The 21,534-nt window shown below is 66.5% G+C and carries 13 protein-coding genes; 5 read left to right on the top strand and 8 right to left on the bottom strand.

All coding sequences use genetic code 11. From position 1 onward, the window contains the following. Positions 1–65 precede the first annotated feature (65 nt). From QLG02_RS04850 to QLG02_RS04840, 3 genes are read left to right on the top strand one after another with little or no spacing between them, the layout of a single operon-like run. A complete protein-coding gene (locus tag QLG02_RS04850; RefSeq protein ID WP_282464653.1) occupies positions 66–1,082 on the top strand; it encodes an amonabactin ABC transporter permease subunit 2 in 1,017 nt (338 codons plus the stop codon). 13 nt (positions 1,083–1,095) lie between these two features. Further along, on the top strand, positions 1,096–2,163 hold the full coding sequence (locus QLG02_RS04845; RefSeq protein WP_282464652.1) for an amonabactin ABC transporter permease subunit 1: 1,068 nt from the start codon (positions 1,096–1,098) through the stop codon (positions 2,161–2,163). 43 nt (positions 2,164–2,206) lie between these two features. Further along, positions 2,207–3,010 carry an amonabactin ABC transporter ATP-binding protein gene (locus QLG02_RS04840; protein WP_282464651.1) on the top strand — a complete coding sequence of 268 codons (804 nt, stop codon included), beginning with the start codon at positions 2,207–2,209 and terminating at the stop codon, positions 3,008–3,010. A gap of 61 nt (positions 3,011–3,071) precedes the next feature. On the opposite strand, the gene amoD is transcribed toward QLG02_RS04840, so the two are convergent. Then, positions 3,072–3,857 (bottom strand): amonabactin biosynthesis phosphopantetheinyl transferase AmoD, encoded by a 786-nt coding sequence (gene amoD / locus QLG02_RS04835; RefSeq protein WP_282464650.1) that lies wholly within the window; start codon positions 3,855–3,857, stop codon positions 3,072–3,074. A gap of 156 nt (positions 3,858–4,013) precedes the next feature. Here amoD and QLG02_RS04830 point away from each other — a divergent pair, with 156 nt between their 5' ends. Beyond that, entirely contained in the window at positions 4,014–4,958 is a 945-nt protein-coding gene (locus QLG02_RS04830) for an amonabactin ABC transporter substrate-binding protein (protein WP_017786862.1), read from the top strand. A gap of 75 nt (positions 4,959–5,033) precedes the next feature. Here the strand turns inward: QLG02_RS04830 and amoH are convergent, their stop codons facing one another. The 7 genes from amoH to amoC all read right to left on the bottom strand — a co-directional run bounded on the left by amoH (position 5,034) and on the right by amoC (position 20,607). Continuing rightward, positions 5,034–6,575, bottom strand: a complete 1,542-nt coding sequence (gene amoH, locus QLG02_RS04825; protein ID WP_282464649.1) for an amonabactin biosynthesis glycine adenylation protein AmoH — start codon at positions 6,573–6,575, stop codon at positions 5,034–5,036. Further along, on the bottom strand, positions 6,572–12,832 hold the full coding sequence (gene amoG, locus QLG02_RS04820; RefSeq protein ID WP_282464648.1) for an amonabactin biosynthesis non-ribosomal peptide synthetase AmoG: 6,261 nt from the start codon (positions 12,830–12,832) through the stop codon (positions 6,572–6,574). Before amoG ends, amoH begins: the two co-directional genes overlap by 4 nt. A 135-nt stretch (positions 12,833–12,967) precedes the next feature. After that, a complete protein-coding gene (gene amoA / locus QLG02_RS04815) occupies positions 12,968–13,717 on the bottom strand; it encodes an amonabactin biosynthesis protein AmoA (protein WP_282464647.1) in 750 nt (249 codons plus the stop codon). Positions 13,718–13,737: 20 nt separating this feature from the next. After that, positions 13,738–16,827, bottom strand: a complete 3,090-nt coding sequence (gene amoF, locus QLG02_RS04810; protein WP_282464646.1) for an amonabactin biosynthesis non-ribosomal peptide synthetase AmoF — start codon at positions 16,825–16,827, stop codon at positions 13,738–13,740. Then, positions 16,824–17,732 (bottom strand): amonabactin biosynthesis bifunctional protein AmoB, encoded by a 909-nt coding sequence (amoB, locus tag QLG02_RS04805; protein ID WP_282464645.1) that lies wholly within the window; start codon positions 17,730–17,732, stop codon positions 16,824–16,826. Before amoB ends, amoF begins: the two co-directional genes overlap by 4 nt. Before the next feature lie 23 nt (positions 17,733–17,755). After that, the gene (gene amoE, locus QLG02_RS04800) at positions 17,756–19,417 is read right to left on the bottom strand and encodes an amonabactin biosynthesis (2,3-dihydroxybenzoyl)adenylate synthase AmoE (protein ID WP_282464644.1); all 1,662 of its coding nucleotides are present in this window, start codon (positions 19,415–19,417) and stop codon (positions 17,756–17,758) included. Beyond that, positions 19,414–20,607, bottom strand: coding sequence for an amonabactin biosynthesis isochorismate synthase AmoC (gene amoC / locus QLG02_RS04795; RefSeq protein ID WP_282464643.1), 1,194 nt, complete (start codon positions 20,605–20,607; stop codon positions 19,414–19,416). Before amoC ends, amoE begins: the two co-directional genes overlap by 4 nt. Positions 20,608–20,932: 325 nt before the next feature. On the opposite strand from amoC, the gene QLG02_RS04790 reads away from it, so the two are divergent. After that, entirely contained in the window at positions 20,933–21,484 is a 552-nt protein-coding gene (locus tag QLG02_RS04790; RefSeq protein WP_024944003.1) for a lipoprotein, read from the top strand. Positions 21,485–21,534: the final 50 nt, after the last annotated feature.

The raw sequence follows: 21,534 nt of genomic DNA, 5'->3' as shown, positions 1-21,534 counted from the left end.
CCCGCAGGGAGCCCGTCAGGGCTCCCTTTTCTGCTGTTATTGCCTCGACGTGAAGGAGTAGCCGGGTGCACAGACACCAAACACACCTGTTCTGGCTGGGAGTGGTTCTCCTGTTCCTGCTCATCTGTCTCTCACTGGCCACCGGCGCCGGTGTCTATGGTGGCCGCGAGGTCGCCGGATTTCTGCTGGGCGATCCCGCCCTCATGGCCGATGAAAAGCTCGCCATGATCGTTCATACCCTGCGTCTGCCCCGCACCCTGTGTGCCCTGGTGGTGGGCGTCTGTCTTGCGCTGGCGGCCTCCATGCTGCAAAGCGCCACCCGCAATCCGCTGGCCGAACCCGGCCTGCTCGGGGTCAACGCCGGCGCCGTGTTCGCCCTGGTGATCGGCCTCACCTATTTTGGCGTCGAATCCGCCTACGGTTACCTGCTGTGGTCCGGCATGGGGGCCCTGCTCGGCAACCTCATCGTGCTCGGCCTCGGCCTGATGGTGGGGCGCTCCAACCCCCTCAAGCTCATCCTGGTGGGGGTTGCCCTCTCCGCCACCTTCGGCGGCCTCTCCAACTTCCTGCTGCTCTCCAACCAGGTGGTGCTGGAGCAGTTCCGTTTCTGGAATCTGGGGTCGCTGGCCGCCTCGGATCTCGATGCGGTGCTCACCGTGATGCCCTTTGCCCTGCTCGGCCTGCTGCTGACCCTGGCGCTCTGTCGTCAGCTCACCCTGATGCAGATGGGGGACAACCAGGCCCAGGCGCTCGGCATCCAGCCGACCCGGGTGCGCATCGGCGTGCTCCTGGCCGCCACTCTGTTTACCGCCTGCGCCATCGCCATCGCCGGCCCCATCGGCTTCGTCGGTTTTCTCGCCGCCTACTGCGCCCGTCTGGTGGAGCCGGTGCGCCTCGCCATCCAGGTGCGCTTCTCCGCCCTGTTCGGGGTGCTGTTCCTGCTCGGTGCCGACATCCTGGCACGCTGGCTGATCCAGCCGTTCGAGCTGCCCAACGGGGTGATCCTGGCGCTGATCGGTGCCCCCGTTCTCATCCTGGTAGTTCGCAGCGGCGGCTTCCGCTCCCTGCTGGCCGTCAAATAAGGTTGCCTGCCTCATGAACAATCCCATCCATCCCTCCCTCACCACGGCGCTTCCCACCGGCACCGTCTGCCTGCGCGTTGGCAGCCGCACCCTGTTGCTGCACCGCCGTGCCTGGCTGATCACGCTGGGGCTCCTGATCGCCCTGGTGCTGCTCTCCCTGCTGGCGCTGACCCTGGGCTCCGGCAAACTCACCATGCTGGGGGTGATCCAGACCCTGCTTGGCGAGGGCAACCGGCTGAGCGAGGTGACCGTCTTCAAGATCCGCTTGCCGCGCATCGTCGCCGTGCTGGTGGCGGGCGCCGCCATGGGCCTCTCCGGCTGCCTGGTGCAGACCCTCATTCGCAACCGCCTCGCCACCCCGGACATGATCGGGGTCAACGAGGGGGCCTCCTTGGCCATCATCGCCTTCTCCCTCTACCTGACCCTCGGCAGCTGGCCCTGGTGGGCCGCGCCGCTGGGCGCCCTGTTTGCCGCCGCCGTGCTCTATGCCCTGTGCAACAAGCCGGGGGAGCAGGGCTACCTGTTCGTGGTGATCGGCATCGGCGTCTCCGAGCTGATGAACGCCATCGGCCAGTTCGTGATGTCCACCCAGTCGCTGGTGCACCTCACCAGCCTCTACCTGTGGAACATGGGCAACTTCGTCGGCCAGGGCTACAGCACTGTGCTGCCGGTGGGGATCCTGATCCTGCTGGTCTGCCCCTGGATCATTTATCTCTCCCGGGCCCTGGGCGTGCTGCGTCTGGGCCCCGTCACCGCCCAGAGTCTGGGGGTGAACGTCAACCGGGTGCAGCTTGGCGTGCTGGCCCAGGCCATCGTCGTGGCGGCGCTCGGCACTGCCATCGGAGGCCCAGTGGTGTTCATCGCCATGGCGGCCCCGGTGCTCGCCTCCTGGCTCAGCCGGGATCGCATCGTGCCGCTGTGGATTGCCGCCCTGTGCGGCGCCCTGCTGCTGCTGGCCAGCGACACCCTGGTACGAGTGCTGGCCAGCCCCCACGAGGTGGCCACCGGCATCATGACCCGTATTCTCGGCGGCCTGCTGCTGCTGTTCATCCTGCTCAAAGACCGCCAGAAGGCCGACTGACGATGCCATTCATCCATTTTCAAGACAGACCGAGGGCCGCCTGATGACGCTCACCATCAATCACCTGCAATTTGGCTATCAGCACAAGCCCGTCTTCAAGGACATCTCCTTCACCATTCCCCAAGGCAAGCTGGTGGGGATCGTCGGCCCCAACGGCGGCGGCAAGTCCACTCTGCTCAAACTCCTGGCAGGCCAGGAGCAGCAGCAAGCCGGCGAGATCCTGCTCAAGGGCAAGCCGCTGGCAAGCTACGGCAAGAAGGCGCTGGCCCGCGAGCTCGCCTACCTGCCCCAGCGCCCGCTGGTGCCCGCAGGCATCCAGGTCGAGCAGCTGGTGCAGTACGGCCGCCATCCCCATCAGGGCTGGTTCAATCAGTGGAGCGAGGAGGATGCGCGCATGGTGCGCTGGGCCTGCGAGCGGATGCAGCTGGGCGACATTCTGCAGCAGAGCGCCAGCTCCCTCTCCGGTGGTCAGGCCCAGCGGGTGTGGCTCGCCATGGTGCTGGCCCAGGATGCGGACATCATCCTGCTGGATGAACCCACCAGCGCCCTCGACATCGGCCACCAGACCGAGGTAATGGAGGCCATCCACCAGATCACCGCCGAGGGCAAGACGGTGCTCATCGTCATCCACGACCTCGCCACCGCCGCCCGCTACTGCGACGAGCTGATCGCGCTGGGGGATGGCGGTATCCAGGCCATGGGGCCGGCCCGCGAGGTGGTGACCAAGTCCCTCATCGACCACCTCTACCAGACCGACGTGGACATACTGCACGCCCCCGGCGACGGCGCCCCCATCATAGTGCCGCGCCGCAGGCCGCACGCCTTTGCCATGAGGCAGCAGGCCTGAGCCCCATAAAAAAACCGCCGAGAGGCGGTTTTTTTATGTTTGCAGCTCGGCGCACCGCCACTCACAGCAGCAGGCTGGTGAGCACCCCGCCCGGTCGTGTTTGCCAGTGCCCTGTTTGCCAATGCTGTGTCTGCCAGTACATTGGCTGCCAGTAGAGCGTGCAGCACCAACCGGCGGGCAGCTCTGGAGTCAGCCCGCCCACCAGTTCGAGGGTGAGAGTCTGCTCCGTCATAGTCAGCCAGCGGGCATCGATAAAGTCAAAATAGCGCCCCACCCTGAGGTAGAGCGCCTTGAACAGGCTCTCCTTGGCCGAAAAAATCAAGGTGAGTGCCTCAGCCCTGCTCAGGCCGACGGCGCGGGCAGCGGCCGCCAGCCGGGTCCACTCCTCCCCGCTTGCAATGCCGGGCCAGAGCTCGCTCGCCTGCCCCTCTGCCAGCCAGCCCTCCAGATCCAGCCCCATCCCCGCCTGACCGGGGCGCACCGCACACAGCGCCATGCCGCGCCCCTGCAACAGGCTGTGGCTGATGCTGCCCTCAAACCCCGCAGGCCAGCAGGGTTCGCGGGCTGACCCTATGCTCACCTGCTGCTGGCCCAGACCAAAGGGGTGCAAGGCCCGGCGCGCCGCCAGCCGACCGGCCAGAAACTCCCCCAGCCGCTTGGGAGCCGCGCTCTGCAAGCTGGCGGGCAGCACCATGCCGGCTGCATCGTAACAGGCCGGGGTGAAGGCGGTAGGGTCAAAGCAGACCCGTTGCAGCGCCAGATGCGCTGCACCGGGCAGCGGCAGGCTGTCGGCCTGCACGATAAAGCGGTCCAGTGAACAGGCTGGCGCAGTGGCAATCAACATCACGAAGAGCCCTTGGTGGGTGAGCCAGCATGGTAGCAAACCGTCCCCTCTCTACGCCACAAACACAAATGACAATTCTTATCATTTGAATTTGTGGTAGCATGAGTTCGCCCGTTTGGGACCCAGTGTTCCACTGATTTCACCAAGAAGGATGTAACGATGAAGATCTCCTCTCCCCTGGCTGCCGTGCTGATGCTGGCCAGCCTGGTCGGCTTCCAGGCACAGGCCGGCAGCGAGACCCGTCAGGTGACCGATGCCGACGGCAAGACCCAGGTCGTACCGGCCCAGCCCAAGCGGGTGGTGGTACTGAGCGAAATCGATCTGGACAGCGCCCTGACCCTGGGGCTGCAACCGGTCGGCACCGTCAATGGCCGCGGCCAGTCCACCCTGCCCCGCTACCTGCTGCAACAGGCGGGCAAGGAGATCGCCGTGGTCGGCGATCTGGACAACCCCAACCTGGAGAAGCTGATCGATCTGGAACCGGATCTCATCCTCACCGGTCAGACCAAGCCCGAGCTGCTGGCCCTGCTCAAGGAGATCGCCCCCACCGTCGTCACCGGCAACTGGGGTGACTCCTGGAAGGAGATCTTCAATCGCAGCGCCCACGTGCTGAACCGGGACGCCGAAGCCAAGACCTTCCTCGCCCAGTATGACGCCCGTCTGCAGCAAGCCCGCAGCAAGCTTGCCAAGCATCAGGGCGAGCGCCTGAGCATAGTGCGCTGGAACCCCAAGGGCCCGAGCTACATGCACAGCGGCACCTTCGCCAGCAGCGTGGTGGAAGAGATGGGGCTGACCCGGCCGACCCACCAGATCGGTGACAAGACCCCCCACTCCCCGGCCCTGAGCCTCGAATCCCTCAACCTGCTGGACGGCGACTGGCTGGTGATCGGCACCCTCAGCGCCAGCGGCGATGCGGTGGATGCCATGAAGCAGGCCGAGCAGACCCCGGCCTTCCAGCAGCTCGGCGCCATCAAGAGCAAGCGCTTCGGCGCCGTGGACGGATCCCTGTGGACCTCCACCGGCGGCCCCCAGGCGGCCCTCAAGGTGATCGACGACGTCGAGCAGCTGCTGGCCAAACCCGATGCAGCCCCCATCACCCAATAAGCTCTCGTGATCAGCGCCCACAAAGAAGCCCGCATTTGCGGGCTTCTTTTTTATCCATGGCTTTTGACGTCCAACTTATTCCGGCAAGGGCAGCGCCTTCCTATCCAGTTTGCCGCTGCCGGTCTTGGGCAGGGCATCCAGCAGGATGAGCCGCGCTGGCACCATGTAGTGCGGCAACGTCGCCTGCAGCCCCTTGCGCAGGGCGAGGCGATTGAGGGTCACCCCGCTTTTCGCCTCCACGTAGCCCACCAGCATGGCCTCGTCCCCCTCGCCCACCAGACGCACCGCCACCTCCTGCACCCCGGCCTGGCGGCGCAGTCCCGCCTCCACCTCGCCGAGCTCGATGCGAAAACCGCGCAGCTTGACCTGATCGTCGCGCCGTCCCAGATAGAGGAAGCGGTCCGCCCCCAGTCGTCGCACCCGATCGCCGGTGCGATAGAGGCGATGGGTGGCAAGGCGCAGGAAGGCGGCGCTGGTCAAGGCCGGCTTGCGCCAGTACCCCTCGCACAGGGCCGGGCTCTCGATGCAAAGCTCGCCGCACTCCCCCTCTGCCACCGGCTGCCCCGCCTCGTCCAGCACCCAGTGCCGATAGCCGGGCAGGCTGTGGCTGATGGTGATCTGGCCATCAGTCGGTGGCCAGCGCACCTCGCTCACCAGCGACCAGACTGTGGCCTCGGTCGGCCCGTAGCAGTTCCACAGCCGCCGGGTGCGGGCACAGAGCTGCTCGGCCAGACCTGGGTCCAGCGCCTCGCCACCGCACAGGGCGGTGAGGGTATTGCGCCCCTGCCAGCCCGCCTTGAGCAGCATGCGCCAGCAGGCCGGGGTGGCCTGCAGCCAGTTGATGGAGGGGTCAGCCTCGAGCAGCGTCAGCATCCCCAGCGGATCCTTGTTGTACTCGCCGCCAGCCACCGTCAGCTGGCCACCACCCCAGAGCGGCCCCAGCATCTCCAGCAGGGAGATGTCGAAGGCCGGGGTGGTGATGAAGAGCCAGTGGCAGCTCGGTGAGAGCCCGAGCCGCTCGCGGATCCCGTCGAGGAAGCAGAGCAGGGCCCGCCGGCTGATGACCACCCCCTTGGGCTCGCCGGTGGAACCCGAGGTGAACATCATGTAGGCGGCCAGGGCGTCATCCACCTGGGGCCAGGAGACGGACCCTGCTGCCGGCCCGTCGAGGGTGCGCAGCGGACAGCCGAAGGCGGGAGCCGGCCTGTCGCCATCGCAGATCACCGCCGACAGGCGCGCCTGACGGGCGATCCCCTGCAGCCGCTCCACCGGAAAGTCCGGCTCAAGGGGCACGAAGGTGAGGCCGAGCCGCAGGCAGGCCAGCAGGCTGGCCACCAGATCAGGGCTGCGGGAGAGATAGAGGCCGACCCGCTCCCCCACCGCCAGCCCCTGCAGGCGGGCGGCAATCTGGGCCACCCGATCGTTGAGCGCGCCGTAGCTAAGCCACTGCTCATCTGATCCGCCCTCACTGAGGCCCTCCCCGCCCATACGGATGGCGGGGGCCAGCGGGGTGGCGGCCAGACAGGCCGCCAGCCGCGCGCCCAGGTTGGCCGCCCCCTTGGAGGCGCCTCTCAGGGGGGACACGGCCGGGGCCTTATGCTTGATGGTCACCGTCATAGCGCGGCCTCCGTTTGGCGCACCAGCCAGTGTCGATAGAGCCGGCTGGGGGATGGATGGGCCTTGAGGGTCTGCAGGGTGAGCGGCGCCCGATCCTGGCCAAACGCCTCGTTGAGGGCCGCCAGCAGGGCGAGCTGCTGCACCGAATCCACCCCGAGTTCACACAGGGTCTGCTGCCAGATGCCGGGTACGCCGCACTGGCGCTCCCACAGGGCCACCAGCACAAGGGCCTCGGCCGGCGGCTGAGCCAGGCCGGGCTCAGCCCTGGTGGAGGCCACCTGTGGCATCACCGGGGGCTGTGCCGCCGCCACTCTGGCCGGCTGGCTCAGATCCGCCTGTGCCAGCCAGTCGAGCTCGGCCAGCCAGGCAGCCAGCACCGCCTCGGCCTGGGCCTCGGGGATCTGCTCGCCGTCGAATTCGAGCCGCAGCTGGAGCGTCTCGCCCCGGCTGCTGACCACCAAGGAGAGCGGCAGCTCCACCTTCTCCACCACGGTGCCAAAGCGCGGCACCAGCTGGTGAGGTTCGGGGGCGGCAGGGGCCGCCGGCATGGGGTAGTTCTCGAACACGAACAGGCTCTGGAACAGACGCGCCCGGCCTTTGGTCAGCGCCGTCAGCGACTGGGTGCCGTGCTCGTTGAGCGCCATCAGGTCGGCCTGCAACCGAGCGATATGCTCGGCCAGGCTCAGCTCGGTGCGCCACTCAAGCGCCAACGGCAGGCTGTTGATGTAGAGCCCGACGCTCGCGGTGATCCCCTCGATGGGATAGTCCCGGCCCGGGGTCACATTGCCCACCAGGGTGACGGCATCGCCAGAGCGGCGTGCCAGCAGACGGTGCCAGGCATATTGGGCCAACAGGCCCGCGGTCACGCCTAGGTCGCGGGCACGGTGGGCGAGCAAGGTCGCCACCTCGGCCGGCAACGACGTGGCGCACACCGCCGGTCGCTGCTGGGTATGGCGCCCGCTTGAGCCAGCGTCCAGCGTCACCCCGAACAGGCAGGCGAGATCGTTAGGCGTTGCCAAGAGCTCGCCACGCCCCTGCCAGTAGGCCTCGGCGCTGCGGGTTTGGCTGGCGATATGGCGGCCAAATTCGAACCAGGCGGTATCCGGCTCGCCCTGCGGCAACAGGCCGTTCATCAGCGCCTGATAGCCGCGATGCAAGGAACCCAGCAACACGGGGCCGCTCCAGCCATCCAGCACGCCGTGATGGGCGCTGAAGATCACCTTGTGGTGATCGGGGGCCAATTTGAAACAGGCAAGGCGCAGCAGGGGCGCCTGCTCCAGCGGGATCGGACGGGCCAGATCCTGCTCGCGATAGGCCTGGACCCGTGCCTCTGCATTTCCCACCTCGGACAAGTCCTCATAGTGGAATGGCAACTCGGCATGCTTGAGGATGCGCTGCAGTGCCACCCCGTCCGCCAGCACCAGTTCGCTGCGAAGGGCCGGCCAGCGGGCGATCTGCCCCTGCCAGGCCTGACGGTAGACCGCCACGTCCAGCGGCTGGTGATAGGCGATCTCGGTCTGCAGGTGATAGGCGTGATCCCGGGGCAGCAACGCCCTGTGATGGAACATGCTCTGCTGAAGCGAGGTCATGGGCAGCAGGGTCTCCACCTCGCGTCCGCTCAGCACCCGATCGAGCGCGGCTTGCGAGAGGCCAAGCCCCGGGAAGTCGCTCGGGGTATGACGCGGAGCCTTCAGGTTGCAGCAGTGCTCCACCAGCGCCGTCAGGTTGTCCGCCAGCCGCGCCATCAGGGCGTCGCTCGCCTGCTGGTTGAGGGCGCCCACCTGGCGCAGGGTGAGGCGACCGTCGTAGATCCCCCCGTGCAGGCTGACCAGCTCGCGCGGCAGGTTGTCAGGGGACGTGGGTGCCCCCGGTGCCAGCGGCAGGGGCTGCCAGGCTTGGCTTGCAACGCCCTGATGGCTGACCCCCAGGTAATTGAAGACCACCAGGGTTTCGGGCAGTGCCCAGCCACGTGGGTGGTGCAGCCGCAAGGCGTTGAAGCCCACCCCCTTGTCCGGTACGGCGCGCAGCTGCTCCTTGGTGGCGCACACCAGCGCATCCCACTCCTTGGCATCCGCCAGCGCCAGCGGGTAGGTGCTGGTGAACCAGCCCAGGGTACGGCTCACGTCCAGTTCAGCATCGATGGCCTCGCGGCCGTGTCCTTCCAGCATCACGCAGTGACGGCTGCCGTAACCCTGCTCGCTCAGGGTACGGGTCAGTGCCGCCAGCAGCAGGTCGGGCACCCGGGTGAAGTAGGCCTGGTTGGCGGAGTCGATGAGACGGGCCGTGGTCTCCTGACTCAGTTGCAGCAGGCTGGCGGCGGCGCGGCCATCGGCGGCGCGGGCGGCTTCCAGCAGGTGACCCTGGCTGCCCTCCCCCTGAGCCAGCCAGAAGCCAAGCTGATCCTCTTCCCGTTTGGCGTAGGCCGCGAGCCCCTCGCCCCACTGGCGATAGCTGCTGCCCTTGGCGGGCAGCGGCTCGCCCCTGCTCACTCGAGCCAGATCTTCGGCCAGAATGCGCCAGGAGACCGCATCGATGACCAGGTGATGGAAGGCGAGGAAGAGCCCCTCCACCGTCTCGCCCTCGCACTCCCCCTCGAGGGAGAGATTGCGCAGGCGGGCCCAGGCCAGGGTGTGACCGCTGGCAGGGTCGAAATCTCCCTGCAGCTCGGTCAGGCGGGCCTGCAGTTCGGCCTCATCGAGGCTGCCAGCATCCAGGGTCGGCAGCGGCGGCAATGGCAGTTCGGCCAGGTAGCGCTGGCCGGTCGGGGTCACCGCCAGGCGCAGGGCATCGTGGTGCTGGCGCAACGCATTCAGCCAGCCGCGCAGGGCCTCATCGTCCACCCCGGCCGGCAGGCGCAGGATCACCCCCTGGTTCCAGTGACCAGACTTGGCAAAGCCCTGCTCGAAGAACCAGTGCTGAATGGGGTGGATCGGGAACTCGCCGGTCAGGCTGCCCTGCTCGCTTCTGTGGCTGACCGCCTGCTGCTGGCCGAGCTGGCGGCAGAGGCGGCGCACCGTCTTGGCTTCGAACACGTCCTTCACGCTGCAGTGCAGTCCCGCATCCCGCAGCCGGGTGGTGAGCTGGATGCTGAGGATGGAGTCACCCCCTAAGCGGAAGAAGTCATCCTCTACCCCGAGCGGTTGCTTGAGCACCCCTTGCCAGATGGCAAGCACGGTCTGCTCCAGTTCGTTTTGCGGCTCGCCCTTGCTCTGCTGCCAGACGATGGCGGGCAGGCGGCGCAAGTCCAGCTTGCCGTTGGGGGTGAGCGGCATCTCGGGCAGCCAGCAGAGGCGCGCCGGCACCATGTATTCGGGCAGGCACTCGCCGGCTCGCTGCAGCAGGGCGTCGCCGTCGGGCTCCCTTGCCCCGGCCTGCAGACAGGCATACGCCAGCAGGCGCCCCTCCTGCACCACCACCTTGATCTGACGAATGGCCGGGCACAATTCGGCGAGCCGGGTCTCTATCTCACCCGGCTCGATGCGATAGCCACGCAGCTTGATCTGCTCGTCTATCCGGCCCAGATACTGGATGTTGCCGTCGCGACGCAGCAGGGCCCGATCGCCGGTGCGATAGAGGCGATGGGTACGTTCCGCCAGCGCCAGCTCGATAAAGGCCTCCTGGGTGCGCTCCGGCAGATTAAGGTAGCCGCGGGCCAGCCCCAGCCCCGCCAGGCAGAGCTCGCCGGGCACCCCCACCGGGCAGAGGTTGCCCGCCTCGTCCAGGATCAGTGCCTTCAGGTTGTTGACCGGTCGACCTATGGTGATGGGCACCCCCGGGGTGAGCCGCGCGCAGAGCGCAGTGACGGTGCACTCGGTCGGGCCGTACATGTTGAACAGTGCCACCCGCTCCCCCCAGCGCTCCACCAGGCTGCTCGGGCACGCCTCACCGCCAAAGCCGATGGCCTTGAGGGAGCCGAGATCCGCCGCTGGCAATAGATTCGCCAAGAGCGCCGTGGGCAGGATCATATGGCTGGCGCCGCAAGCGATCGCGGCACCGATCACTCCCTCGCCCGGCTCGCCGAAGTGCAGGGCCGCGCCGCAGTACAGGGGCAGCAAGCTGGTCATGTTGCCCGCATCAAACGAGAGGGACATGCAGTTGAACATGGCGCCATCCTGATCAAGGGCGATGCGCTCGCCGTGATCCGCCATCAGGTTGACCAGGCTGCCCTGCTCCACCATGACCCCCTTGGGCAGGCCGGTGCTGCCGGAGGTGTAGATGATCTGGGCCAGCATGGCGGCGTCCCGAGGCAGTGCGGGCGTGCTGGTTGGCATCTTGTCCAGCGCCAGCTGGTGCAGATCGTGATATTCGGCAGTCGTGCCCGCCAGCGCCTCGCCAAGCCGCGGGTCCGGCACGCCACCCAGCACCAGGCTGATGCCAGCGTCGGTGAGGATATGGGCCAGCCGCTCGGCAGGATAGGCAGGGTCGAGCGGCACATAGGCCGCCCCCGCCTTCCAGCAGGCGAGCAGGGCGATGACGAAGGCGACATCCCGTCTGGCCTGGATGCCGATGGCGGCGCCCGGGGTGACCCCCTGAGCCTGCAGCCAGTGGGCCAGCCGGTTGGCACGCACCTCCAGCTCGCCATAGGTCAACGCTTGCGCGCCGTCGCTCACCGCCAGCGCGTCCTGGCACTGCCCAGCGCGCCGCTCGATATGACAGAGCAGGGTGTCGCGGCTCGGGTAGTCCGGCGGCAAGTCGGCAAGCTGCGCGGCCAGCGCTGCCTGGTCGGTGCCCGCCTCCAGCGGCAGTTGCCAGATGTCGGTCTCGGGGGCCGCCACCACGGCGCGCATCAGGTGCAGCAGGCGATCGGCAAAAGCCTGGATGGTCTCTCGCTCGAACAGGGCGGTGGCAAACAGCCAGTCCACCCTGACGGAGTCCATCAGTTCGGTCACCTTGACCGAGATGTCGGTCTTGGCCGGCAGCACAGGCGAGGTCTCCTCCACCAGATGGCAACCGGGGATGAGATCGTTGAAGTCCACCTTGGCCTGATAGACCAGCATGATCTGGAAGATGGGGTTGATGGCGGTGGTGCGATCGGCGCCGATGGCCTCGGCCAGCGCCTCGAAACGGTAGAGCTGGTGATCGAAGGCCGCCAGATCCTCCTCCCGGCACTGTTGCAGATAGTCGACAAAGCTGGGCTTGCCGCTGAGTTGAGTGCGCAGCACCAGCGTATTGACGAAAAAGCCCACCAGCGACTCGATTTCATGGCGCTCGCGATAGGCGAGCGGGGTGCCGATCACCACCTCCTTCTCGCCGCTCTGGCGCACCATCAGCAGGGCAAACAGGGCGTGCAGACCGATGAAGTTGGAGGTGCTGTGGCGCTGGCAGAGGCGCTTGAAACTCTCCCACAGATTGTTGTCGATGGTGGAGAAGACCAGCTCGCCGCCGCTGTCCTGATGGGCCGGGCGCGGCTTGTCGAGCGGCAGACCGTGCACCTCGGGGCTGCCACCGAGCCGATCGACCCAGAACGGTTTGAACTCGGCGTGATAATCGAGAAAACGCGGTGAGTTGAACCAGCGGGCATAGTCGATGTAGGTGAGCGGCAGCTCGCTCACCTGCAGGGGCTCGCGGTTCTGATGGGCAAGAAAGGCGCGCTTGAGATCCGCAAACATGTTCTTGACCGACCAGCCGTCGGAGATGATGTGGTGCTGGGTGATCAGCAGCACGTGCTCGCGGCTGCCCAGCCGAATAAGGTGCACCCGGCTCAGATCCCCCAGGGTCAGGGAGAAGGGGCGCCCGATCTCTTCCCGCACCCGGCGGGCCACATAGGCCTCGCGCTCGGTAGCGGGCTCTGCGCTCACGTCCTCAATCTGCAACGTGAAGGGCGTGTGTGGCAGGATCTCCTGCGCGCCCCTGCCCGCCTCGTCCTTGATGAAGCGGGTACGCATGCTGGGGTGGCGGGCAAACAGGTGGTCGAAGGCAAACTCCAGCGCTGCCGTGTCCAGCTCTCCCTTGACGCGAAAATAGACCGGCATGTTGTAGAGGTGGGAGGCCTCCTCGTACTGCTCGATAAACCAGAGCCCGCTCTGGGACGACGAGAGCGGGCCCTGCCGGGCGCCCTCGGCGACGATGGGCGCCTCGAAGGCGGCACGGGCCGCCAGGCAGCGCACCAGCTCATCCTTGTGGGCCTTGATGGTGGCGCCGATGGCCGGCGTCACCGCCTCCTTGCTCGACTGGGAGATAAGCTGGCCCTTGTCGTTCAGCGCCAGCTTGACTCCCTGCCGTTCCAGCTGTTTCAACAGCAAAATCATATTGTTCATCTGTACCTCAGACAGCCGGCGTGGCGCGATAGGAAGAAAAACCGTCCTGCCCCTTCTCATTCAGGGCGAGCTTCACGCTCTGACCGTCCAGCTGTTTCAACAGCAAAATCATATTGTTCATCTGTTTCTCAAGCCTCAGGCACTCAGGGTGGCGCCGCCGTCGACGACCAGATCCTGCAGCGTGATGTGGCTGGCCAGATCCGAGGCCAGGAAGAGGACGGTATGGGCGATCTCCGCCGGGGTGGCTACCTTGCGCAGGGGAATGCCGAGCTTGAACTGCTCCGGCAGCCCGGCAATGGTGCGGGCCATGGCCTCTTCGCTTGGCAGCATGCCGCGCAGCATGGGGGTATCCGTCGAGCCCGGCGACACCAGGTTGGCGCGCACGCCGAAGGGGGCCAGCTCCAGCCCCACCGTCTGGGTCAGGCTGGTGACCGCCGCCTTGGAGGCGCAATAGGCTGCCATCTGCATGCGCGGCACATGGGCGGCGTTGGAGCCGATGGTAACGATGGCGCCGCGCTGCTGCTCCTTGAAGTGGGGCACCAGGGCCCGCAGCAGATAGAAGACGCCGCTGGCGTTGACCGTCATGCAGTCATGCCAGTCGTCATCGCTTAAGGTTTCGGTGGGGCCGAGGCGCAGCACCCCGGCCCCGTTCACCAGCACATCCAGCCCGCCTTCCGCCAGCAGTGCTGCGCAGCAGGCGTTGACCGCCTTCGAGTCGCCAATATCGAGCAGCCGGGTGGCATAAGGGTAGTCGGCTTCGGGAAACGCCAGATCCAGCCCCACCACGGCCGCGCCGGCCGCCACGAACTGCATTGCCACCTCGCGGCCAATGCCGCGCCCGGCTCCGGTCACCCAGACCCGCTTGCCAGTAAAATCAAAGGCCATTGCTTGTTGCTCCTTGCTCATCACCACACCATCTCCACGCTCTCTTCGTCCTCGGAAAGCAGGCCGTCGAGGAAACGGCAGAAGTCATCGAGGCGCGGGTGATCAAACACGTCGGAGACCTTGACCTGCACCCCGAACTCGGCACCGAGCCGGTTGACGATCTGGATGGTCTGCAGGGACTGCCCCCCCAGCTCGAAGAAGTTGTCGGCGGGCGCCATGGTGGCCAGCCCCAGGATCTGCTGCCAGATGGTGCCGACCCGGTTCTCGGTCTCGCTGCCCAGGGTCAGGGCTTCGCCGCCCGCCTGGTAGGCGGCCAGCAGGGCCTTGCGATCCAGCTTGTTGGAGCCGGTGCGGGGCAGCTGATCATAGTGGCGATAGTCGGTGGGGATCATGGCGGCAGGCAGCACCTTGGCCAGCTGCGCCTTGATGACCCGGCTGTCGCGCTCCGACCCGGCCACGAAGGCCACCAGCCGGCGCACGCTGCCGATGCTCACTCCCTGCACGCACGCCTCATCCACTCCCGGCAGGGCCAGCAGCTGGGCTTCCACCTCACCGGGCTGGATACGATAGCCGCTTATCTTGAATTCGTTGTCGCGCCGACCGAGGTAGACCAGCCGGCCGGCCACCAGGCGCACCCGATCGCCGGTGCGATAGACGGGCACATCCTCCTCACCGATCCGCAGGGTGCCAAAGCTGCCTTGCACGCCCCCCACATAGCCGTTGGCCAGCTGCGGGCCGAGCAGCACCAGCTCCCCCTCGCTGGCGGGTTGCTCCCCCGCCCCCAGAATGAGCGCCTGCATGCCGGGCAGCGGCAGGCCGATGGGCAACTGGGCCTGGCTCGGGTCTTCCTGCTGCAACTCCTGAGTGGTCACCACCACGGTCGTTTCGGTGGGGCCGTAGGTGTTGAACAGGCGCACATCGGAGCGCCCCTGGCGCTGCCACTGGGCCAGCTGCTCGGGGTAGACTGCCTCGCCGCCGATGATGACGGTGGCCAGATTGGCAGGAATGTGGGCCTGACCCGCCGTCAGCGCCACCACCCACTCGTTCCAGAACGCAGTGGGCAGGTCGAGGTGGGTGATCCCCATCTGCTCCACCCCGGCCGCAAAGGCGGACATGGATTCCAGCAGGGCGTCGGTGCGCAGCACCAGGGTGGCGCCGGCGCTCAGGGTGGCAAACACCTCCTCGATGCTGGCATCGAAGTTGAAGGGGGCGAATTGCAACATCCGCGCGTCTTCATCCAGGTGATAACGGCCGCGGGCGGCGGCGGCGAAGTGATCCAGCGCGCCGTGGCTGACCGCCACTCCCTTGGGCAGACCGGTGGAGCCAGAGGTGAACATCAGGTAGGCGACGGCGCGGCCGGCGGCCGGCTGGTTCAAGCGGTTATCGCTCACCAGATCTCCCGCCAGCAGGGTACTCCCCTCAAACAGGCTGGCCAGCTTGTGACGGTACTCGGCCTGGGTGATCAGGGTCTTGACCTCCCCCAGCCGCAGAATATGGCCCTGGCGCTCCAGCGGCTGCTCGGGATCGAGCGGCACGTAGACGGCGCCGGCCAGCAGCACCGCCAGCTGAGCGAAGATGGCCTGGGGGGTGCGGGCCAGCATGACCCCCACCTTGTCGCCGGGGGCGACGCCTGCGGCCTGCAGGGCATCTGCCATCTGTTCGGAACGGGCCAGCAGCGCCTCATAACTGAAGCGGGCCTCTCCCTGCTCCAGCGCGATCTTGTCCGGGGTCTGGGCGGCGAAGTGGCAGAGCGCCTCCAGCACCGGCCGCGTCTTGATCACTTCATGGGTGGGGCCGGCGATCAGGGCGCTGGCCCGCTGCTCCGCCAGCCAGTCGGCCTTGAGCGCCCCCAGCGTCTGGGCGGGCTCGGCCAGCCAGCGGCCCAGCAGGGTAAACAGGGTATCGGCGATGGCTGCCAGATCTGCCTGCTGATAGCAGCCGGGGTTGGCGTCCAGATCCAGTCTGGGCTGGCCATCGACGCCAACCTGCACCTCGATGGTGAGATCCTCCACCGGGCCGGCACTGATGTTGAGAATATGGGCAGATAGTGGCCCGAAGCGGCGAGCGTGATCGAACGGCATGATGTTGACCAGCGGGCCGAACAGGCGCTTGTCGCCCCCCACCAGGCCAAGGTCGCGGCGTAGCAGCTCGTAGCGGTAGTGCTGGTGTTTGCGCACCCCGCGTTTGGCCTTGGCCACGGCGCCGGCGGCTCCCGCCAGACTCAGCCCCTCTTCGAGCTCCAGAGCAAGGGGGGTGATGTTCATCTGCATGCAGGGCACAGTCAACGATGCCGAGCCGATGCGGTTCATCATCATCAGGCCAAGCAGGGTCTTATCCTGGCCGCTCGACAGCGACAGCTGTGCAGACAGGCCGGCCAGCAGCAGATCGGGCCAGCCCAGCTTGTGCTCGTCGGCAAAGCCGGTCAGGGATTGCCACAGCACCGCCGGCAGCGGGCGGCTCTCACGGATAAATTCGGCGGCGATGGGCGCGCGGGTCTCGCCAAAGGATGTCACCTCGGGCCATTCCTTCAACTGCTCCTGCCAGAAGGCGCGAGCGGCGGCGTTCTTGCCGCTCTGCTCTCGGCTCGCCTCTTCGGCCAGCACCTCCGCCAACGAGCCGAAGGGGGATGGGGAGTTCATCTCACCGGCCAGCCCCTCTGCATACAACTCGGCGATGCGCTGGAACAGCAAGGTAGTGCCAAAGCCGTCGAGGGCGATGTGGTGCACGCAGCTGTAGAGATAATCGCGGCCGGGGCCGCGCAGCAAGGCGAAACGGCAGGGAGTCTCTTGGGTCAGCTCGAACGGGCGGCGCAGATCGGCCCAGGCCCAGGCGCGGGCCAGCGTCTCGTCATCGCGCTCGAGGGGGACCTCTGCATAGGCCAGGGGCAGCTCATGCGAGACGAAGCAGACCGCCTCCTTATCGTCTTCGAAGTAGCCCTTGAGTGCCTCGCACTCCCCCACCGCTTTGGCAAGGGCTGCGGCCAGCACGGCCGCCTCGACCTTGCCGTCGAAGGCGATGCACTCGGCGGTGTTGAACATCGCCTTGTCGTCGTTTAACAGATGTCCGGACCAGAGCCCCTGCTGGGGAATGGTCAAGGGGAAGCGGTTCATGGGGCCACCTCCAGCGCCTGGGCTGCCAGCTTGGCCTCGATGAGGCGCCACCAGCCGTTGAGGGTCGGCAGCTTGGCGAGATCCACGAAGCCGAGCTCCACCCCGGCGGCGCGCCACTCGGTGAGCAGGGCCATGATCCGCACCGAATCCAGACCGTAGTCGATAAGGTTCTCGTCGGGGTCAAACTCATCTTCGTCCTCGTCGATGTGACTCAGCAGCCGCGCCTTGAGCCCCTCATACGTCAGCAACGGATTGGTCTGGACGGCAGAAGCGGCAACCGGCGCAAGCGCCAGTACCTCCTCGCAGCGGATCACCTTGCCGCAGCGGGTCGCCACGTAGTCCAGCGCCATCTGGTGATCGGCCAGGGAGAAGTCCGCCACCCCGTCCGCCAGGAAGAAGGGCTGGATGTCGCGCATGAAGGCGTCGCAGGCGGTCATCATGCAGCCGATATGGCCGTAGATGCCGCCGATGATCAGCTGATCCCGCCCCAGCGCTTTGAGCATCTGCTCCAGCTCGGAGCGCTGGAAGGCGCTGTAGCGCCACTTGACCAGCACGGTGTCGTCACGCTCCGGGCGCAGTGCGGCCACCACCTGCTGCTGTTCGGGCCGCTTGTTGAGCCCCGGACCCCACATGTCGTTGAGCAGGGCGCGATCTTCAGGGGATTGATCCTTGGGCTGGGCGGTGTAGAAGACCGGGATGCCGAGGGCCTTGCACTGCTTGCGCACGGCGGCCAGGCGCTCGGTCAGCGCCGCGATCAACGGGCTGTTTTCGCCATAGAAGGCGGTGAAGTACTCCTGCATGTCGTGGATCAGCAGGGCGGCGCGTTTGGGATCCAGAGACCAGTTGACCTTGTTGGCCTTCCACTGGCTGGGCATGGCATAATTGTTCAGGGTTGGGATAGCCATAACGTCATGATTCCTTTTTAGTTTTATGCTGTTGTCAGGGGCTGGTTGGCGGCGATGGCGTGCGCAATGCGCGCCCGCAGTCCCTGCTTGTCAATCTTGCCCACCGCCGTCATGGGCAGGGCGTCCAGGGTTTCGAAACGGTCGGGCAGCTTGAAGTCCGCCACCCCGCGCTCACGCAGAAACTTGCGCAAGGCCAGCGGCTTGAGCCCCGGCTCGGTGGTGACGATAAAGGCGCAGCTCTTCTCCCCCATGGCGCTGTCGGGCATGGAGACCAGGGCCGCATGGGTGATGGCCGGGTGGTGCAGCAGCTGGTTTTCCACCTCTTCCGCCGCGATCTTCTCGCCGCCCCGGTTGATCTGATCCTTCTGTCGCCCCACCACGGTGAGGTAACCATCGGCATCCTGTACCACCAGATCGCCGGAGCAGTAGAAACCCTCGGCATCAAACACCCGGGCGTTGTGGGCCGGGCTCTGGTAGTAACCGCGGAAGGTATAGGGGCCACGGGTGTGCAGGGCGCCAGGCTCGCCGGGGGCAACCGGGTTGCCCGCCTCATCGAGGATGCGCACCTCGTCATCCGGGCTCATGGGGCGGCCCTGGGTGTGAATGACCTTCTCGTCGGGGTCATCCAGCCGGGTATAGTTGACCAGCCCCTCCGCCATGCCGAACACCTGCTGCAGCCGGCAGCCGAGCAGCGGCCCTATCTTGCTGGCCACCGCCTCCCCCAGCTTGGCGCCACCCACTTGCAGCAATGCCAGGCTCTCGAGCTGAGTGCGCGCAGTGGGATCCGCTTCCGCAGCCTGCAGCCAGAGCGAGACCGCCGGCGGCACCAGCGAGGTGAGATTGACCCGGTGGCGGGCTATCAGCGGGAAACAGCTGATGGGGCTGGGATCGGGTGCCAGCACCACGGTGCCGCCCGCCTCGAATACCCCGAGCGCCCCGGGGGAGCTCAGGGGGAAGTTGTGGGGCGCCGGCAGGGCGCACAGATAGCGGGTATGGGGACCGAGGCCACAAATTTCGTTGCTGCGGCGCACGCTGTACAGGTAGTCATCGTGGGTGCGGGGAATGAGCTTGGGGGTGCCGGTGCTGCCACCGGAGAGCTGGAAGAAGGCCACCTCGTCCGCCGGAGTCGGGCCAGATTTCACCGGCTCACCCTCAGCCCCCTTCGTCAACCAGCGGGTCAACCCCAGCTCCCCCGCGTCACCATCCAGCAGCACCAGCTCGGCGCCTATGGTTGTCAGCAGCTCGCTCTCGCGCCCCTTGCTCGCAAACAGCGGATGAGCCAGCGAGCCGATAAAGAGGCGCGGTGTGATCTGCTCGGCATAAGAGAGGAGCTCCAGCCGATTGTGGCTAAAGAGCGCGTTGACCGGCGCGATGCCGGCCTTGAGCAAGGCAAAGAACACCAGATAGAACTCGGCCACGTTGGGGAGCTGCACCAGCGCGGTATCCCCTACCCCCAAGCCATGGCGGGCCAGATTCGCGGCCAGCCGGCTCGAGGCGGCGTCCAGCTCGCGATAGCTGAAGCGGCGCTCGCCGCAGAGAATGGCCTCTGCATCCGGCGCCAGTTCGCTCTGGCACGCCAGCATGGCGGTCAAGGGCTCGCCACGCCAATAGCCCTTGGCGCGGTACTGCCGGGCCAAGGCATCAGGCCAGCGGGTATAGGGCAGGAAGCGGTTGGACTGGGTCATTGCGCTACCTCCAAATCCAGGCCCAGGGCTTTGAGCATGGTGCCCAGCTTGGTGCCGGTCTCGGCCCACTCCATGGCGGGATCCGAGCCCGCGACGATGCCAGCGCCGGCGAACAGCTCAACCTGATGGCCGTCGAGCACGCCGCAGCGGATCACCACGGCCCACTCGCCGTTGCCATGGCTGTCGCACCAGCCGACGATGCCGCTGAACAGGGCGCGCCGGAAGGGCTCCTGCTCGCGGATGAACTGGCGCGCCAGATCGGTGGGATAGCCGCACAGGGCCGGGGTGGGATGAAGCTGGCAGGCAAGTGACAATACCGATGCCTCGCCGCCATTGAGCCGCCCGGCGATGGGGGTGCCCAGATGCCAGAGGGTATCCGTGCTCATCAGCGAGGGGTGAGCGGGGATCGCCAGCTCGCGGCAGTGGGGGGTCAGCACCCTGCGGATCTCGTCGATCACCAGGCGGTGCTCATGCTGGTCCTTGCGAGAGGCCAGCAGATCCCGGGCTACCATTTCATCTTGCGCCGGCTCGCTCGCCCGTCTGGCGGAGCCCGCCAGCGGGTGGGTAAACACCTCTCCCCCGCTGACCCGCAGCAGCAGCTCGGGGCTGGCGCCAAGCAGGCGGCGGCCGTGGCCGAGCGGCAGGGAGAAGTGGAAGGCATGGGGGTTCTGGGCCATCAAACGGGCCATCACCTGCTTAGGGTCGGCGGGCTGGTGCAGGGTAAGGGTGAGTTTGCGCGACAACACCACCTTGGCGAGCCGGCCTTGTGCAAACGCATCCAGCGCCGCACTGACCGAGGCCTGGAATTCGCTGGCCGGCGGGGTGCTCTGCACCGCGATGACCCGGTTGGCCTCGACGGCCTGCTCTGCCATCACCGCTGTTGCCGGCACCTGCTTCGCTGGGACAGGGCGATCGCCCCGCTCATAGCGGCCGGGCACATAGAGGCAGGAGGCTTCCGTCGGGTCGAACGCGAAGGCACCGATGAGCAGGGGGTTGGCCTGGCCGGCGGCGCTGGCCGCTGCCAGCGCATCGGCAATCTGTTGTTCTAGCAAAGGCCATTCACAGGCGGGGGTGGTGATAGGCTGGCCCAGGTCAGTGGCACTGAGCGTGCCCTGACCCGAGGTAAACAAGAATTCGGGCGAAGACGCAGCCTGGGCAGGCGCGCTATTTTCCATCACAAGAGTATCCACGTTACACCCTCAAATATGATTCAAAATGATAATGATTATCAGTTTGTATTTGTGCGGCGGTAAAATACTCGCTTTGAAATCCCCCGGTCAATGGGATTTTTATGCCGATAAAACTGGAACTTATCTGTGGATATTGCGGGTGCCACGGCTGCTGCGGCCCACCGTGCAGGTCCGGCCAGCCTTGTCCGTATGAGCACCGCAGCCAACCCCCCATATGAGGCTGCGACAAAAACCGCGGGCTCGCCGCCCGCGCTGGCAGCGAACGCCATTTCCCCCTAAGATGGCTCCATCTTTATGACCATTGTCTCAACCCACGGGATCCTCGATGTTAAAGCACCTGCTTCTGCTCCCCCTCAGCCTGCTGCTGGCCGCCTGTTCACTCACCCAGTACAACGTCAGCGAAGGGGAGATCAACCAATACCTCAAAGAGAGGGTCGCCTTTGAAAAGCAGCTGGGGATCCCCGGCATCATGTCGAGCAAGATCCGCCTCGATGAGATGCAAAGCCGCATCGGTCGCCGCCAGGCTGACCGGGTCGAACTGGATGCCGCCGGCGATCTGCAGGTGGCGAGCCCCCTTGGCAGCCAGCAGATGAAGATCCGCCTCTCCCTGAGCGCCCGCCCCGACTACGTGGCCGAGCAGGGCGCCATCTACCTGCGCGATCTCGAGCTCATCTCGGTCAAGACCGAGCCGGCCGACGTGGGCACTGCCCTCACCCCGCTGCTGCCCACCTTCAACCAGTCGCTCTCGCTGTTCCTCTCCCAGACCCCCGTCTACCGGCTGGATGGCAGTCGCAAGAACGAAGCCAGGATCAAGGATAAAGTCGAAGCCCTCAAGGTGGAGCCCGGCCGGCTGGTGATCCCCTTCAAGCTGCTCTGACCCCCAACCGCGCCCCTCTTCTCTTCAACTCCAGGGGCGCGGTTTTTTCT

The organism is Aeromonas sp. V90_14 (assembly GCF_029967615.1).
In the GTDB taxonomy this organism is placed as follows: Bacteria; Pseudomonadota; Gammaproteobacteria; order Enterobacterales; family Aeromonadaceae; genus Aeromonas; species Aeromonas hydrophila.
The sequence above is the reverse complement of the archived record's forward strand: the minus strand, read 5'-3'. Positions and strand labels throughout refer to the sequence as shown.